The 15,288-nt window shown below is 44.1% G+C and carries 17 protein-coding genes; 10 read left to right on the top strand and 7 right to left on the bottom strand.

Features of this window, described 5'->3' with window-relative positions; translation table 11 throughout:
• Window positions 1-6: 6 nt before the first annotated feature.
• From L0659_RS15080 to L0659_RS15070, 3 genes are read right to left on the bottom strand one after another with little or no spacing between them, the layout of a single operon-like run.
• Window positions 7-456: a hypothetical protein gene (locus L0659_RS15080; RefSeq protein WP_235127153.1), complete on the bottom strand. Its 450-nt coding sequence runs from the start codon at window positions 454-456 to the stop codon at window positions 7-9.
• Window positions 456-1,616, bottom strand: coding sequence for a 1-deoxy-D-xylulose-5-phosphate reductoisomerase (locus L0659_RS15075; protein WP_235127150.1), 1,161 nt, complete (start codon window positions 1,614-1,616; stop codon window positions 456-458). Before L0659_RS15075 ends, L0659_RS15080 begins: the two co-directional genes overlap by 1 nt.
• Window positions 1,617-1,633: 17 nt before the next feature.
• Window positions 1,634-3,136, bottom strand: a complete 1,503-nt coding sequence (locus L0659_RS15070; RefSeq protein ID WP_235127148.1) for a GH3 auxin-responsive promoter family protein — start codon at window positions 3,134-3,136, stop codon at window positions 1,634-1,636.
• A gap of 175 nt (window positions 3,137-3,311) precedes the next feature.
• Here L0659_RS15070 and L0659_RS15065 point away from each other — a divergent pair, with 175 nt between their 5' ends.
• The 7 genes from L0659_RS15065 to nadD all read left to right on the top strand — a co-directional run bounded on the left by L0659_RS15065 (window position 3,312) and on the right by nadD (window position 8,052).
• Window positions 3,312-4,337 carry a rod shape-determining protein gene (locus tag L0659_RS15065; protein WP_019946014.1) on the top strand — a complete coding sequence of 342 codons (1,026 nt, stop codon included), beginning with the start codon at window positions 3,312-3,314 and terminating at the stop codon, window positions 4,335-4,337.
• 34 nt (window positions 4,338-4,371) lie between these two features.
• Window positions 4,372-5,211, top strand: a complete 840-nt coding sequence (gene mreC, locus L0659_RS15060) for a rod shape-determining protein MreC (RefSeq protein WP_235127147.1) — start codon at window positions 4,372-4,374, stop codon at window positions 5,209-5,211.
• Window positions 5,208-5,711 carry a hypothetical protein gene (locus L0659_RS15055; RefSeq protein ID WP_235127146.1) on the top strand — a complete coding sequence of 168 codons (504 nt, stop codon included), beginning with the start codon at window positions 5,208-5,210 and terminating at the stop codon, window positions 5,709-5,711. Before mreC ends, L0659_RS15055 begins: the two co-directional genes overlap by 4 nt.
• Before the next feature lie 220 nt (window positions 5,712-5,931).
• The gene (locus L0659_RS15050; RefSeq protein WP_035360656.1) at window positions 5,932-6,531 is read left to right on the top strand and encodes a sigma-70 family RNA polymerase sigma factor; all 600 of its coding nucleotides are present in this window, start codon (window positions 5,932-5,934) and stop codon (window positions 6,529-6,531) included.
• An 84-nt stretch (window positions 6,532-6,615) separates the two neighbouring features.
• On the top strand, window positions 6,616-6,906 hold the full coding sequence (locus tag L0659_RS15045; protein WP_051350062.1) for a phosphohydrolase: 291 nt from the start codon (window positions 6,616-6,618) through the stop codon (window positions 6,904-6,906).
• Between the two features lie 10 nt (window positions 6,907-6,916).
• On the top strand, window positions 6,917-7,483 hold the full coding sequence (gene gmk, locus L0659_RS15040; protein ID WP_235127145.1) for a guanylate kinase: 567 nt from the start codon (window positions 6,917-6,919) through the stop codon (window positions 7,481-7,483).
• Window positions 7,480-8,052 (top strand): nicotinate (nicotinamide) nucleotide adenylyltransferase, encoded by a 573-nt coding sequence (nadD, locus tag L0659_RS15035; RefSeq protein WP_235127144.1) that lies wholly within the window; start codon window positions 7,480-7,482, stop codon window positions 8,050-8,052. The genes gmk and nadD overlap by 4 nt, the downstream gene beginning before the upstream one ends.
• A gap of 1 nt (window position 8,053) precedes the next feature.
• Here the strand turns inward: nadD and L0659_RS15030 are convergent, their stop codons facing one another.
• Complete coding sequence (locus tag L0659_RS15030; protein WP_235127142.1) at window positions 8,054-8,446, bottom strand: hypothetical protein; 393 nt, start codon at window positions 8,444-8,446, stop codon at window positions 8,054-8,056.
• A gap of 106 nt (window positions 8,447-8,552) precedes the next feature.
• On the opposite strand from L0659_RS15030, the gene L0659_RS15025 reads away from it, so the two are divergent.
• Window positions 8,553-8,987, top strand: coding sequence for a nuclear transport factor 2 family protein (locus L0659_RS15025; RefSeq protein WP_235127141.1), 435 nt, complete (start codon window positions 8,553-8,555; stop codon window positions 8,985-8,987).
• Between the two features lie 63 nt (window positions 8,988-9,050).
• Here L0659_RS15025 and L0659_RS15020 read toward each other — a convergent pair whose 3' ends face one another.
• Both L0659_RS15020 and L0659_RS15015 read right to left on the bottom strand, forming a co-directional pair.
• On the bottom strand, window positions 9,051-9,980 hold the full coding sequence (locus L0659_RS15020) for an AraC family transcriptional regulator (protein ID WP_026629643.1): 930 nt from the start codon (window positions 9,978-9,980) through the stop codon (window positions 9,051-9,053).
• A 172-nt stretch (window positions 9,981-10,152) separates the two neighbouring features.
• Window positions 10,153-11,292 (bottom strand): acyl-CoA dehydrogenase, encoded by a 1,140-nt coding sequence (locus tag L0659_RS15015; protein ID WP_235127438.1) that lies wholly within the window; start codon window positions 11,290-11,292, stop codon window positions 10,153-10,155.
• Window positions 11,293-11,374: 82 nt separating this feature from the next.
• Here L0659_RS15015 and L0659_RS15010 point away from each other — a divergent pair, with 82 nt between their 5' ends.
• Window positions 11,375-12,643, top strand: a complete 1,269-nt coding sequence (locus tag L0659_RS15010; protein WP_235127139.1) for a hypothetical protein — start codon at window positions 11,375-11,377, stop codon at window positions 12,641-12,643.
• The gene (locus L0659_RS15005) at window positions 12,640-13,899 is read left to right on the top strand and encodes a hypothetical protein (RefSeq protein ID WP_235127138.1); all 1,260 of its coding nucleotides are present in this window, start codon (window positions 12,640-12,642) and stop codon (window positions 13,897-13,899) included. Before L0659_RS15010 ends, L0659_RS15005 begins: the two co-directional genes overlap by 4 nt.
• A 96-nt stretch (window positions 13,900-13,995) precedes the next feature.
• On the opposite strand, the gene serS is transcribed toward L0659_RS15005, so the two are convergent.
• Window positions 13,996-15,288 (bottom strand): serine--tRNA ligase, encoded by a 1,293-nt coding sequence (serS, locus tag L0659_RS15000; RefSeq protein ID WP_235127137.1) that lies wholly within the window; start codon window positions 15,286-15,288, stop codon window positions 13,996-13,998.

Below are 15,288 nucleotides of genomic sequence, written 5' to 3'. Positions count from 1 at the left end.
TCCGAATCATTTAATCCATTCCTGGACAAATGTCATTTTGTGGGCGATGTAAGAAATCGCGAGGCCCCAAATGATTGCGCTTACTGACATCCACAAGAAAATGGCTGGACGTGGCACCTTAAACGCAACTGCAAGGATTGGCCCGAAAAGCGGGGTGAATAAGGGTGGCGTGAGGAATGCAATGCCAATGATGCCAAAACGTTTCCAAATATTCACTGCAATCCGGTTCGTTCTGCTGAACCTTTTAGGAGGCGTTTTTCTACGTTTTTTAATAAAATCCTGAATTGCCCCACCCACATAAGTGAGGATCAACACGCTGAACATCATGCCTATTGCAGAACAAATGGCCGTTTCAATCCAGGTTAATTTTAATACAACGCCTGCTATGGGGCCGCCAAAGAATTTTAGCGTGCTGGCCAGCGCTACGGATAAATATTTTAGAAAGGTGGTTTTCATTAAACTTTTACCTGAATCAGTTCGGAAGCAAAACGCCTTGTCGCCTCATTGGTTTGAACGTAGTCGGAATACGTTGGGGCGGAAATGTAGGACATTTTGGCAAGGCTTTCAATGATGAGGTCCGAAATTTCAAGAAATCCGATCTTATCCCGAAGAAACGCTTCTACCGCAATTTCATTGGCCGCATTAACAATGCAAGCCGTATTCCCCCCTTTTTCCAAAACTTCATAAGCGATAGCAAGGTTCCTGAAAGTGTCAAGATCCGGTTTTTCGAAGGTTAGTGAAGGATAATCGGTGAAATTGAATCTAGGAAAGGCTGATTTCAGACGGGCTGGATAACGTAGGGCATATTGTATGGGCAGTTTCATATCGGGCAAACCCATTTGCGCTTTGATACTCCCATCTTCAAATTGCACCAGCGAGTGAACAATGCTTTGCGGATGCACAATGACGTCTATCTGCGAAGCTTCCAGATCAAACAACCATTTGGCTTCAATCACTTCCAGGCCTTTGTTCATCAGCGTGGCCGAATCAATCGTAATTTTGGCGCCCATGCTCCAGTTCGGGTGCTTTAATGCTTGCTCCTTGGTAACATTGGCCAGATACGCACGGTCTTTGCCACGGAACGGGCCGCCGGAAGCTGTTAAGATAATCTTTTCGATCTTGTTTGCCTCTTCTCCAACCAGACATTGAAAAATGGCAGAATGCTCAGAATCAACCGGGTAAATGTTAACGCCGTATTGTTTTGCCAGGCCTGTTATCAGTTCGCCTGCCACAACGAGCGTCTCCTTATTGGCCAGTGCAATGTCTTTTCTTGCTTTAATGGCGTGAATAGTCGGCAAAAGGCCTGCATAACCGACCATTGCCGTAAGCACCGTGTCCACATCATCCATTTCCACAACAGAAACCAATGCTTCGATGCCGCTATATACTTTAATATTATAAGCTGAGAGCGCAGATTTTACCTTATCAAAATGCTTTTCATTTCCGATCACCACTTCTTTTGGCAGAAACTTCACGGCCTGCTCAATCAGCAGATCTGCATTTTCCTGCGCGGTAAGAACTGCCACCGAAAATATTTCAGGATTCGCCTCAATCACTTCCAGTGCCTGCGTCCCGATCGAACCTGTTGACCCTAGGATCGCTATATTTTTTTTCATTCTGATGCTTAGGTTAATTACTGCCGGTTGCTTTTGATCAGCTCGTCTGCGATCTTACGGTCATTCGATAATCTTGGCACTTTGTTCTGGCCGCCTAGTTTGCCGTTGGCGCGCATATAGTCGATAAATGTGTTTTTGCGCAAAGGCACGAGTTCCAATGTTTTCAGAATGCTGCCTTTAATCAGGTCCTTATAATAAATGTTGAGCTCGGTAAGCTTTCTATCAATGTCGACCACGAACTGCTCTTTATTATTAGGTTCAACAGCAAACTCTACCAACCATTCATGATATGGAAGTCCGCCGTTCCCAGAATTTACCATGGGCGCAACTGTAAATTCAACAACTTCAACCTCGGGATGGCGTTCCATGGCATAACGCAATGCTTTTTCAATTTCCTCTCCGATCATGTGTTCGCCAAATGCGGATATAAAATGCTTGATCCGGCCTGTTACCAAAATTTTATATGGATTCAGAGAAACAAACCGAACTGTGTCTCCGAGCGAATAACCCCATAAGCCTGCATTATTGTTAACGATCACCGCGTAATTCTGGCCAATTTTCACTTCTCCGATGGACAACCGCTTCGGTTTTTCATCAAAAAAGTTTTCAACAGGAATAAATTCATAGAAAATCCCGGTGTCCAGAAGCAGAAGCAAACCATCGTCCAGCTGCGAATTCTGATAGGCAAAAAATCCTTCGGAAGCAGGATAAAGCTCTATCGAGTCGATCCGCTTGCCGATTGATTCGAACAATTTAGCCCGGTAAGGCTCGAAATTGACGCCTCCGTAAATGAAAAGCGAAAAATCAGGGAAGACGTCTTTAATTTTTTTCCCGGTTCTTTCAGTAATCTTGTCGAAATACATCTGCACCCACGGCGGGATGCCCGAGATCAGTGACATCGGCTGATCGATCGTTTCGTCGATGATTTTGTCCAGTTTCGTCTCCCAATCTTCGATGCAGTTGGTGTCGTAACTCGGCATCTGGTTTGATTTCAGATAACCCGGAACATGGTGATTGGAAATACCTGACAACCGCCCTGTCAGTACACCGCCGGTGTCTGTCAGCACGGGGCTTCCGGATAGAAAAATGAGCTTTTTATCCAGAAACTGCGCCCTTTTGGTCTCCGCTATATACGTCAAAATGGCATTGCGGGCGGAGTCAATGTGGTTTGAAATCGAGTCTTTGGAGATGGGAATATATTTGGTTCCCGAAGTAGTGCCTGAGGTTTTGGCAAAATATAATGGCTTTCCAGGCCAGAGGATGTCTTCTTCGCCTTTTTTTACTTTATCAATGTACGTGTGAAGGTCTTCGTAATCATGAACCGGCACCGCTTCCCGGAAGTCGGAATAGGAGTTAATGTCTTTAAAAAAATGGTCTTTCCCAAACTGTGTGTTCAGCGCTTTTTTGACCAAATCCTTCCTCCATTTTTCCTGCACTTCAATGCTCCGGGAGATCCATTCATTTTGTCGTTGTACGATGTATCGAGCCAGCGGCTCACTTAATAGTGCTCTGATTCCCATAGTAAAAACAAAGGTACACAGGTTTTATAAATTCTGATCTTTAGCGTGCTCTAACAGGCTTTTTCAGGCCCAAAATGGCCATATGCCGAAATTTTTTAAATGCCTTTGTTTGTGGTTATTTATCTGTAATTTTGCCATCCTGAAATCAAAGTGAGCGAAAATTTTAAAAAAATATATGGGATTGTTTGATTTTTTGACGAGCGATATAGCGATCGATTTGGGGACTGCGAATACCCTGATCATCCATAAAGATACAGTAGTTGTTGACGAGCCTTCTATCATTGCCATGGACAAAACCACTGGCAAAGTTTTAGCCATCGGGCACACAGCTATGCAAATGCATGAGAAGACCAACGAAAATATCAAGACGATCCGCCCACTTAAAGATGGTGTAATTGCTGACTTTACTGCTGCCGAAATGATGATCCGTGGTATGATCAAAATGATCGATACGGGCAGCCGTTTTTTTACACCTTCGCACCGCATGGTGGTTTGCATTCCTTCCGGGATTACAGAGGTTGAAAAAAGAGCGGTTAAAGATTCTTGCGAGCATGCAGGTGCAAAGGAAGTTTACATGGTGCATGAGCCTATCGCAGCTGCAATAGGGATCGGCATTGACATCACACAGCCTAATGGTGTCATGATCGTTGATATCGGCGGTGGAACCACGGAAATCGCGGTTATAGCATTGTCAGGGATTGTTTGTGAGCAATCTGTGCGTATTGCGGGTGACGTTTTTACGAGAGACATTGTTGATTATATGCGTCGTGAGCACAACCTGTTGATCGGTGAGCGTTCGGCTGAGTTGATTAAAATGGCCATCGGCTCTGCTTCTCCTGAGCTTGAAATTCCACTGGACGATTACCAGATCCGCGGACGTGACTTAATGACTGGGATTCCAAAGGAAATACGCGTTACTTATAGCGAAATCGCTTATTCTCTGGATAAATCGATTTCAAAAATCGAAGAAGGTGTCATGAAGGCACTCGAAATTTCTCCTCCTGAGCTTTCTGCGGATATTTTCAAGAATGGTATTTATCTGACCGGCGGCGGGGCGCTTATTCACGGCCTCGACCGACGCATTGCTCAGAAAACCAAACTTCCGGTCCACATTGCGGATGATCCATTAAAAGCCGTAGTGAAAGGAACAGGCGAAGTCCTTAAAAATCTTGAATTGTACAAGCCGGTACTGATTTCGTAGTATTGGATCGTTCACGATGTGAACATTTTAGCCCATGCTCCAACTCGTTGATTTCGTAGTCCGGAATCGTTTCTTTTTGGTATTTGTATTGCTGGAAGTGCTCAGTGTATGGCTAATCGTGCGCAGTAACACCTACTGGGGTGCAACGTATTTTAACACTTCCAACTATTATGTCGCCAAGACATTGGCTTTTTCCAATTCAGCAAAAGAATATACGAAACTGGACGAGGTGAATTCCGCGTTGGCGAACGAAAATGCGCGGCTTCGTGCAACAGTTACCGCATTAACACAGAACAAACCCATCGATTCTCCAGCTGGCTATGTTCCGGATTCATCATTCGCGTCACGCTTTACATTTACTGTGGCGAAAGTGGTTGATAACGAGACCAATAAAACCAATAATGTGCTGACGATCGACAAAGGAAGTTCGGATGGGATCAAACCTGGGATGGGCGTCATTTCGGCTACCGGAGTGGTTGGTAAGGTGAGGTTTTGTTCAGAGAATTTTGCTGTCGTGACTTCCATCCTGCATTCGCAGTTTATGGTGTCGTCCAAGCTTGTCAGGAGCAAGGAAATCGGCTATGCAAAATGGCCTGGAAAAGATCCCAATTTCATTGATATGATCGATGTTTCGAAGTATACCAAGATCTTTAAAGGAGATTCGGCGGTGACTTCTGACCAGAATTCGGTTTTCCCTCCGGGCATCATGGTAGGAAGGGTTGAAACGGTGAGTGTGCATCCAAATCAGACATTTTATAACATTGTATTGAAGCTTGCGACCGATTTCAGGAACCTCTCTTACGTTTATGTGGTACAAAATCAACAACTTGGGGAGCAGGATAGTCTTAAATTACGTACGATAAATACCAAATGAGCTTACGAGAGGCAATACAATATTCCCTGATGATCCTGTTGTATCTGTTCCTGCAGATCTTCTTCATGCGGAATGTCGTATTGTTCAATTATGCTTTCTGTTTCATATACATTGCCGGCGTGCTGTTACTTCCGGCGGACGTCGACAGAATGTATCTCTTGCTGATCGCTTTCGGCATTGGCTTTACTGTGGACGTGTTTTCCAACACATTCGGGATGCATGCGGCGGCCACCGTTTTGATTGCTTACCTGCGACCATTCCTCATCCATTATCAAATGAAGTCCCGGGGCGCAGAGCGTGCTGAGGTTGGCATTCGGGCGCAGGGCCTGGGCGCATTTCTGGGGTACATCTTGCCGCTCATCCTGCTGCACCATTCCATGCTCTTCTTAATGGAGATCAATCACTTTGGAATGATCCTTTACACGCTGATCCGCATCGGCGCAAGTGTGCTGTTTACTACCCTTCTTATCATCCTCCTGGAACTTTTTTCCAAACGTTAATATGACATTTTGACACGAAACCTTCGTGGCTCGGAATTTGATGTTGATACATTAAATACGGCAGGAGGCAATTCAATTTGGAATATTTTAGGATGCGGTTCCGGTTGATTTATTTTTTATCGTGAAAATATGGCTGTTAAGTAGCTTCAAAAAGCCATTCATCAAATTTTAATTTGTACGATTTGGAGCTGTTGTTAATCTTTGTAAATTCAGCATTCCTATGTTAGTTGCCATGTCAGAAACGCTCACGACTAATGAATACACGGATGATCTTCGTTATGAAGTGTTTAACCGTGAGTTCATGCCACACATTGACTCCATGTATAATTTCGCCTTTCGCCTTACTATGGACGAAGACGATGCAAATGACCTGGTTCAGGACACATATTTAAAGGCTTTCCGTTTTATTTCTTCTTTTGAACAAGGCACCAATGCAAAAGCATGGCTTTTTCGGATTCTTAAGAATAGTTTTATAAATGATTACCGCAAGAAAAGTAAGGAACCTTCCAAAGTAGATTATCAGGAAGTTGAAACTACTTACAACTCTGAGGAAGCTTCTGATACAACTTACACGGTCGATCTTCGGGCTGACGCCGTTCAGGAATTAATCGGTGATGAGGTTGCAAATGCATTAAATGCACTGCCTGTTGACTTCCGGACGGTGATCATTTTGTGTGATATTGAAGGTTTTACATACGAAGAAATGGCCAAGATACTGGACATTCCAATCGGCACTGTAAGGTCTAGACTGCACCGTGCGCGTAATTTATTGAAAGAAAAATTAAAGAGTTACGCGAGCTCAATGGGATATGATTCGTAGGTTGTGAAACTTTTTTTGTAACCTCTTCGGTTATAGGGTACAACTGTACATATATTCCATTATTCCTTATTTTTCATTTTAATAATGAATGCATCCCCTACCACGCCTTCAATAACCGAAGAAGCGCAAAAACAACCCATGAAGCAGAAATGCGAGCATCATCTTGAATGCATGAAGGTAATTCAGGCTATTCTTGACGATGAAGCAACCGAGGCCGAGAAGGATCATTTTCGTGAAAACATGGATAAATGCTTGCCTTGCATTGAGTCGTACAGACTGGAAAAGTGCATCAAGGAATCCCTTAATTTTAAGATCGAAAAGAAGCCCTGCCCAGAGAGCATTCTTAAAACAATCATTTCAAAAATAAACAGTTAATGCTGTTCGTGTGAAAGGTAAGCTTATCATATTTTCCGCACCGTCCGGCTCCGGAAAAACTACAATAGTAAGACATCTTCTAAAAAAATATCCCAACCTCCTGGCTTTCTCTGTTTCCGCATCTACAAGGGAACGGCGTGACCATGAAGTGGACGGAAAGGATTACTATTTCCTCCCTAAAAAGGAGTTCCGGGAGCGCATTGCCAATAATGAGTTTGCGGAGTGGGAAGAGGTTTATGCGGGAAATTATTATGGCACTTTCAAAACTGAAATTGAGCGGCTTTGGGATGAAGGAAAGCAAGTCTTGTTTGATGTTGATGTCAAAGGCGGACTTAAATTAAAGGAAATCTATCGCGAAAGCGCATTAGCCGTTTTCGTAAAAGTTTCTTCCGAAGCCGAAATCATCCGCCGCCTCAGCGAACGAGGAACAGAAACTGAAAAATCATTGGAAACCCGCCTTGGGAAGGTTCGTTACGAGCTTAGTTTCGAAGACAAGTTTGATGTTGTGCTCGTGAATGATGATCTTGACGAAACACTCAAAAAAGCGGAAGCACTGGTTCTGGATTTTATTCAATGAAAATCGGACTCTTTTTCGGATCATTCAATCCTATTCATGTCGGCCACCTGATTATTGCCAACACCATGGCAACATCCACGGATCTGGAACAGGTTTGGTTTGTAGTAAGCCCTCAGAATCCATTTAAGAAAAACAGCAGCTTACTGCACGAATTTGACCGATATGATCTTGTTCAGCGCGCTATTTCAGATAATGCTGTACTCAGGGCCACGGACGTTGAATTTCACATGCCGAAGCCCAGCTTCACCATTGATACATTGATCCGCTTGCAGGAGAAGTTTCCGCAGCACGAGTTTAAGCTGATCATGGGAGAAGACAATCTGGCGCAGTTTCCGAATTGGAAAAACCACGATAAAATACTGGAATACACCGGCCTTTACGTATATCCACGCCCGAATTCAAAACCGCACCCGTTTAATAATCATCCGTCCGTAAAATTTGTCGAAGCGCCTTTGCTGGACATATCTGCAACGTACATCAGATCTTGTTTGCAGAAAGGGAAATCCATTCGTTACCTGGTTCCTGAGCCTGTGGAACAGCTTATTAAGATCAAGAAATTTTATCTTTGATCTATAAAGGCCGCGTTTGATAGGTAATTTCGCTCAGCAGCCCGACTGCATTAAATTTCAGGATTACTTTTGGTGCGGTTGATTTTGCTTTAATGTCAGCGCATTGTTCTCCTTTGGCCAAAAAATAAACGTAAAACTTCTGGTTTCGCTCACCCAGCTGATGAATGTCAGGCCGACCAAGCAGGTCACCGATATCATCCGCAAATTTGCCCTTTAATTGCTTCTCTATTGATTTAAAATCATTTTCGAGACCTGCGCGCACATTCGTACACCCGCCCCTGTCGCCACGCCATTTTACAAGGTCCAGACTTCCCAGCTTATCAGGTGGTGACGAGCAGGCAGTAATGGCCACAAGCATTGCTAACACCAAATTCTTGGTAATCAACTTATTCATTGAACTGTCATTATTTTATTCCAAAACAAAGACGAATCTAATCATATAATTTCAGGAGGTGAATTTGTTTTGATACTTTTAGCGCGAACAGCATACACATCGCCGCATGAAAACATTTACATTAATAATCCTGGGACTGGCTTTTGCATTCGTGGCCAAAGCACAAACTTCAAATGTGCAGCCCATGGACGGACCGGACTGTTCTAATTTATTTTTTAAGGCTCTGTTGGAGAAAGATGCCAAAGCATTGGAAAACCTCATTTCGAACGATTTCAGCGTAGTTGGGTTGCAAGGACAGCCCATCGAAGGCCGCGCATTGGTCCAGGCAGTTTTGCAGGGCATTATCGTTGTGGATTCAGGGATGCTTTCTGCCGCACGCACACGTTCATATGGGGATGTGGTGGTTGTAAACGGAATGTGGGATGTGCGCGCCAGGATCGAAAATAATGGCTTTCAGGGAGTGCTTTCTTATATGTCAGTCTGTGTAAAGTCAGGCGGACGATGGAAAGTGGTTGCGGTGCAGTTTACGCCGGTTCAATAGTGTTATAACAAAAAAAGAGAACCGGGCTGGTTCTCTTTTTTTGCTTTATCAAATCTATAAGTACTATACGTTCATCAACGACTCACGACGGCGCATTTTACCAGCCGGAATCCCGAACATCATCTTAAAACGACGGCAGAAGTAAGCGGTGTCTTTGTAACCTACGTCAGAACCAATCGCGCGGATGCTTTTCTTGGATGTACGAAGCAGATCAACCGCTTTTTCCATGCGCTGATATTCAATGTAATCCTGTGGATTGATACCAGTCAGCATTTTGAAATATTGTCCAACATAATCTTCTGAAACGTTCGCAACATTTGCCAAAACCTTGTTAGAAAGGTCGCCGCCCAAATTGTCCTTAATGTAAGCGAAAATGTCGATCAAACGAGGATCTTTGAAATAGGTGCTGTTTGTTACAAGTTGCTCAACAAACAATTTATTTTTCAGGATATAACGAATGATCTCAATAACAACCTCTTCTGTCTTAATCTTAATGATACGGCCTTTTCCCGGCGTATCTAGCATATCTTCTGTCAGGATCTGATTGATCGTGATCGCGATCTGATCGTCTCTCTTGATCAGGAACGGCGGAACGTCCAGCGAAGTGAAAAAGTTAACGGTATCAAAAACTTTTGCTTCAAAAGAGATCAAACCAAATGAATTAGGCAATTTTCCGATCAATGCCGGATCGTGACCTGCTTCAATGTAATTATCACGATTGGTCATGAACTCCTCATTTGAAACGGTCTTGGCGGTTTGCCCATTGCCATATGTCACAGTTGCGTGCTTACCACCCGGAATAAACAGCATATCACCTTCCTCAACTCTTTGCGACTCTTCAGAACCAAAAGAAACCTCACCGTCGTATAAAATTGTCAGCGAATTCTGAACGTCGTAAAAGTTTTTGATGGTTATCGGTTGCAAAATTCTGATGTGACGCGCTTTCACAAACTTTACCCCCAGCGACTCAATAATCTTATTATAGTCTTCCATACTTGATATAATTAAGGGCCCTATTGACCGTTGTTTCAAATTTTGTACAAATCTAATAAATTGTACAAAACTAATACAAGTATATATTGACAAAAAACTAAAAAAAAGTGATATTTCTGTATCATTTTAATCCAACATTTCGAATAAATCGGCCAGGATGCCCGAAATCAAATTATTTCAGGAGCTCGCGGGCGATTATAAGTTTTTGGATTTCAGAGGTACCCTCATAAATCTGAGTGATTTTTGCGTCACGCATCAGGCGCTCAACATGATATTCTTTGACATAACCATAACCGCCATGAATCTGGACCGCTTCTGTGGTCAGCCACATTGCGGTTTCGGAGGCATATAATTTTGCCATCGCCGAGGCCTGAATGTAATCTTTGCCTTCATCTTTCAACCGGGCCGCTTTGTAAACGAGCAGGCGCGCAGCTTCCAGTTTCGTAGCCATTTCAGACAATTTAAATTGAATGGCCTGGTGCTCGCTGATCGGTTTGCCGAAAGTCCTTCTTTGTTTGGAATATTCAAGGGACAACTCAAAGGCGCCCGCAGCAATGCCAAGTGCCTGCGCCGCAATACCGATCCGGCCGCCGTTCAATGTGCTCATCGCAAACCTGAATCCAAACCCGTCCTCTCCGATCCTGTTCTGTTTAGGAACTTTTACGTCTGTAAAAAGCAAGGAAGTGGTGTCAGACGCCCGTATGCCCATTTTGTTTTCCTTTTTACCAACTTCAAAACCTTCCAAACCTTTTTCAACAATAAATGCATTAATCCCCTCGTACTTCTTTCCCAAATCTGTCTGCGCCATCACGAGGCAAATGTCTGCGGTTTGTCCATTCGTGATCCAGTTTTTGGTGCCATTTAAGAGATAATAGTCTCCTTTATCAATTGCGGTGGTATGCTGAGAAGTTGCGTCTGAGCCTGCTTCCGGCTCCGACAAGCAGAATGCGCCTAAAACTTGCCCGGATGCCAGTTTGGTAAGATATTTTTCCTTTTGTTCTGCGGTTCCAAATTTTTCCAGTCCCCAGCACACAAGTGAATTATTGACGGACATGATAACCCCGGCGGATGCGTCGATCTTGGAAATTTCTTCCATGGCAATCACATAAGAAAGCGTATCCATGCCCCCGCCGCCATATTCCTGGCCGGTCATCATGCCCAGAAAACCGAGTTCTCCCATTTGTCGCAAGAGCTGCTTATCGAATTTCTGCTCTTCGTCCCTTTCCAGAACACCGGGTAATAAATGATTTTTAGCAAAATCCCTGGCTGCTTCCTGGACTGCGAGGTGCTCTTCGCTGAGGTTGAAATCCATTCCAATTAACTGCGTGTGATAAGGCATGATATGATTGTTTAAAAAGTTGTCTTAAGTTTGCGCTCAAATTTTGCTGCAAAAAATGCCCGTTCTTACTGTATTTTATACAAAACTCCTTTTAAACCTTCTGCTGACGTTTGGCATTATCTGGACGATCAGCAAATCCGGGCTGTTAGCTAAGTGGCAGAAGGACAACGACAAAATGGTTTTGGGCATTGCCTTTGTTCTGCTCAGGCTTATTCCCTGGATCGGCATTTTCCTGATTGTTAATGAAGATCCCCGGGGCGACATTCCTTTCTTTTTTTACAAAGCAGAAGCAGCAAAACAAGGCGGGTTCGTGTATCGCGATTTCTGGTCCTACCACGCGCCGTTATATGCCTACATTATCAGCCTGCCTGTGTGGATCTGGCACAATTCCCGCGCCATCGTGCTGTTTATGGTTTTGATGGAGAGTTTCATCCTCTGGCTCACTTATGATACTTATAAAAGCCGGATTAATAATGCATTGCAGCTTGCGCTAATTTATTACATGCTCCCTGCGGGTTTTATGTACATTCTGGTGGATGGGCAGGAAGAGGTCTGGTTCTGGGGTGCAGCATTGATCATCTGGCGCTTTACCATTAAAAAGCCTGTGAATTATGAAGTTGGCATCGGGTTGCTTTATGCGCTCGCCCTTCTGACTATTAAGGTAACCTTTATTTTTTTATTACCAGCCCTTTTGGTTGTTGTCAAGAAACCGATTAAAATGCTTTTGGTCATGGCGGCGGTTGGCTTGCCAGCGGTCGGATTCCTTTACTGGCAGATCGGCGATCTGTTTCTCATGCCCATTCAGCATACGGAGCAGCTCATGACGCCGAATCTCTTTTCAATTTCCAGACCATTTGTAGAGCTTTTTGTTACGGTTAATGAGAAAAAATCAACATTGATCAACTGGATCGGATTGCTGTTCACTGTTTTTGTGCCCGCATTTATGGCATATAAGGCGCGTCATAAGCACATTAATGAAGTGCTTCCGGGAATTTTCATCGCTTGTTTTGTTTGTATGATGATTTTCCAGGCCAGTGCTATGGGTGCTTATCTGATCGCTTATTTGATGGCCGTTCTGTTTGAGATTATTGATGTCCGCAAAACATTTCATGTTGTTATTTTACTGGCCGTGAACTGGCTTACGGTTGTGCAGCCATTTGTTTGGGTGTATATCAAACAACCTGCCTATACTTCTCTGGGAATGTTCAGCAACGTTTCCTACCTGTTCGAATATTGCCTGCAAATCCTGAATGTGCTTTGCTTTTTCTGGATCCTTCGAGAAACATACCGCAAAGTGGTTTCTGAAAAACTGATAACGGCATGAGCATAGTCCTGGGGAAACTGGGCATCAGCCTGATTTGTATTTTACTTGCGGGGATTGTTCTTTTCAAAAGAGAAACATTGACGAAATGGCTGGAAAACAAGCCCGTTAATGTCATGCTAAGCATTGGCTGGGCGCTCTTCCGCCTCGCTCCGTTTATTCTGATTTACCTGGTAGCCGGCCTCGAACCTACCTCTGATGTGAATGGTTTTTGGGACGAAGGCAGCAAAGCTTCATTAGGACAGGTTGTTTACCGCGATTTCTGGTCGCCGTATTCGCCGCTATATCCTTACTTTTTAGGCGCATTCCTTAAAATCTGGTATCATCCGAAAATGATTGTCCTTACAATGGCGATTATGGATGGTGCGGCACTTTGGGCATCTTATCATTTCTTTCGGCCATTCCAGTCAAAAGGGATTTTTCTATTCAAATCGCTGCTGTATTTCCTTTTACCGGGCGGACTGGTGCTTTGCATTATTGGCGCGCAGGAAGATGTCTGGATGTGGCTGTTTGTGATCCTGGCTTATCTGATCCGTGAGCGAACATTGCGCGTGGAATGGTACGCGGTCATTCTGGCGATCGGGTTGCTGATGACGAAAGCGATTTTTGTGCTGATCCTCGTGCCATTATTTCTTTTGGAGAAGCATAAGTTAAGGTTAGTAATTCCAATGGCCATTATTGGCGTTATTTCGCTTGCAATCCTTTATCCGTTAGTAGGCTGGGAATTTACACAACCATTGGACGAGGCTAAAACCTTGCGTGCTCCGAACATTCCTGCTATCATTAATCCATGGTTTTTCAATCACATTGGTGTCGGCGAGAAATTCTGGAACTGGATAGGGCTTGTTATTTCGGTGGGACTGGCTTGCCTGGCTGCATTAAGGCTTCAAAAAGCGGATTTCAGGGTCATGCTGTCCCGTGTTTGGATTGTGCTTTACGCAACGATGATGATTGTGCAGCAAAGCGCTTACAGCAATTACATTTTCCTGTTTCTGATTCCGCTTGTGTTCTATGTGATCGATTGGAAAAAACCGGTACAAGTCACACTATTACTGATTTTTAATGTGTTGTGCGTGGTGCACCCTTCATACTGGTGGCGGCTAGGCATGCCTTGCTATATGACGCCGTTTGATACATTTGCCTCATTGGAACTGTTTGTCGACTATGCTATGCAAGTTTGCATTGTTCTGCTGACAGGTTATTTTATTTGGCTGGCATTTCCCAAAAAAGATGCAGCATTGTTTCCTTTAAAATCATAAATGTTTTTCCAAAAGCATTATTCCATTTCCTAAAATCATAAAAAATGCCCTCGCTATCGACGAGGGCATTTTGCATTATAAGAAATCTAAAACGCTTTATTCTATAATATCAAAACCGCAATAAGGAACCAATGCGGCAGGAATTTTAACTGTTCCATCCGCCTGCTGATTGTTTTCCAGCAATGCTGCCACAATGCGCGGCAATGCGAGCGCCGAGCCATTCAATGTATGCAGCAACTGCGTTTTCTTATCAGCGGTTTTATATCTCAATTTCAACCGGTTTGCCTGGTAAGTTTCAAAGTTCGAAACTGAGCTGCATTCCAGCCAGCGTTCCTGCCCTGCGGACCACACTTCGAAATCGTAAGTTAATGCTGATGTGAAGCCCATATCGCCTCCGCAAAGGCGCAGAATGCGGTAAGGAAGTTCGAGTTTGCCAAGCAGGCTTTTCACATGCTCCACCATTTCGTCCAAAGCCTTGTAAGAATCCTCAGCCTTATTGATCTGCACGATTTCAACTTTGTCAAACTGGTGCAACCTGTTCAGTCCGCGCACGTGTGCGCCCCAGCTGCCTGCCTCACGACGAAAACACGGTGTATATGCGACATTTTTGACCGGCAATTCGCTTTCAGCAACAATTACGTCCCGATACAAGTTGGTAACCGGAACTTCGGCAGTAGGAATTAAATAAAGGTCGTCCTGCGCGTCATGATACATCTGGCCTTCTTTGTCAGGCAACTGTCCCGTAGCAAATCCGGAATCCGCATTGACTACAATAGGAGGCTGCACTTCGGTATAACCTGCTTTTCCCGCTTCATCCAGGAAAAACGCGATCATTGCCCGTTGTAGCCTGGCCGCCTTTCCTTTATAAACCGGAAATCCGGCTCCTGAGATTTTATTTCCTAACTTAAAATCAATGATAGGCGCCTGGTTTTTGCCAAGCTTTTCAATTAATTCCCAATGTGGTAATGCGCCTTTTGGCAGAACAGGCTTCTCACCTGCTTCCAGCACATTTACATTATCCTCAGCTGTTCTTCCTTCCGGAACGCTTTCGTGCGGCAAATTGGGGAGCTTAACGAGCTCTTGAAGCAATTTGCCCTCAACTTCTTTATGCGCTTCATCCAGCGCCTTAGAGCGTTCTTTCAATACGGCCGTTTCTGCCTTGGCTGCCTCTGCTTCCGCAGTTGCCCCGGCTTTCATTAATCCGCCGATCTCCCTGGCTTTTGCATTAGATTCAGATAATGTTTCATCCAGGTCTTGCTGCAATTGTCTGCGCTTCTTGTCTAGTTCAATAATCTGATCTACAACTTCCGCGGCATCCTTGAAATGCTTTTTTGTTAATCCGGCGATGGTAAAATCTCTGTTCTCGCGGATAAAATTCGTTTGTAACAT

Source organism: Dyadobacter sp. CY347, from assembly GCF_021502655.1.
In the GTDB taxonomy this organism is placed as follows: domain Bacteria; phylum Bacteroidota; class Bacteroidia; order Cytophagales; family Spirosomataceae; genus Dyadobacter.
Note: the sequence above shows the minus strand (reverse complement) of the source record. Positions and strands in the feature narration are given on the sequence as shown.

Bases quoted from the DNA above. Each gene is read 5' to 3' on its own strand.
- L0659_RS15025 (WP_235127141.1), top strand. From the start codon at position 8,553: ATGAAAACATTTACATTAATAATCCTGGGACTGGCTTTTGCATTCGTG.
- mreC (WP_235127147.1), top strand. From the start codon at position 4,372: ATGCTCCAACTCGTTGATTTCGTAGTCCGGAATCGTTTCTTTTTGGTA.
- L0659_RS15065 (WP_019946014.1), top strand. From the start codon at position 3,312: ATGGGATTGTTTGATTTTTTGACGAGCGATATAGCGATCGATTTGGGG.
- L0659_RS15080 (WP_235127153.1), bottom strand. From the start codon at position 456: ATGAAAACCACCTTTCTAAAATATTTATCCGTAGCGCTGGCCAGCACG.
- L0659_RS15015 (WP_235127438.1), bottom strand. From the start codon at position 11,292: ATGGATTTCAACCTCAGCGAAGAGCACCTCGCAGTCCAGGAAGCAGCC.
- L0659_RS15075 (WP_235127150.1), bottom strand. From the start codon at position 1,616: ATGAAAAAAAATATAGCGATCCTAGGGTCAACAGGTTCGATCGGGACG.
- L0659_RS15045 (WP_051350062.1), top strand. From the start codon at position 6,616: ATGAATGCATCCCCTACCACGCCTTCAATAACCGAAGAAGCGCAAAAA.
- L0659_RS15070 (WP_235127148.1), bottom strand. From the start codon at position 3,136: ATGGGAATCAGAGCACTATTAAGTGAGCCGCTGGCTCGATACATCGTA.
- L0659_RS15030 (WP_235127142.1), bottom strand. From the start codon at position 8,446: ATGAATAAGTTGATTACCAAGAATTTGGTGTTAGCAATGCTTGTGGCC.
- serS (WP_235127137.1), bottom strand. From the start codon at position 15,288: ATGTTACAAACGAATTTTATCCGCGAGAACAGAGATTTTACCATCGCC.
- nadD (WP_235127144.1), top strand. From the start codon at position 7,480: ATGAAAATCGGACTCTTTTTCGGATCATTCAATCCTATTCATGTCGGC.
- L0659_RS15055 (WP_235127146.1), top strand. From the start codon at position 5,208: ATGAGCTTACGAGAGGCAATACAATATTCCCTGATGATCCTGTTGTAT.
- L0659_RS15050 (WP_035360656.1), top strand. From the start codon at position 5,932: ATGTTAGTTGCCATGTCAGAAACGCTCACGACTAATGAATACACGGAT.
- L0659_RS15020 (WP_026629643.1), bottom strand. From the start codon at position 9,980: ATGGAAGACTATAATAAGATTATTGAGTCGCTGGGGGTAAAGTTTGTG.
- L0659_RS15005 (WP_235127138.1), top strand. From the start codon at position 12,640: ATGAGCATAGTCCTGGGGAAACTGGGCATCAGCCTGATTTGTATTTTA.
- L0659_RS15010 (WP_235127139.1), top strand. From the start codon at position 11,375: ATGCCCGTTCTTACTGTATTTTATACAAAACTCCTTTTAAACCTTCTG.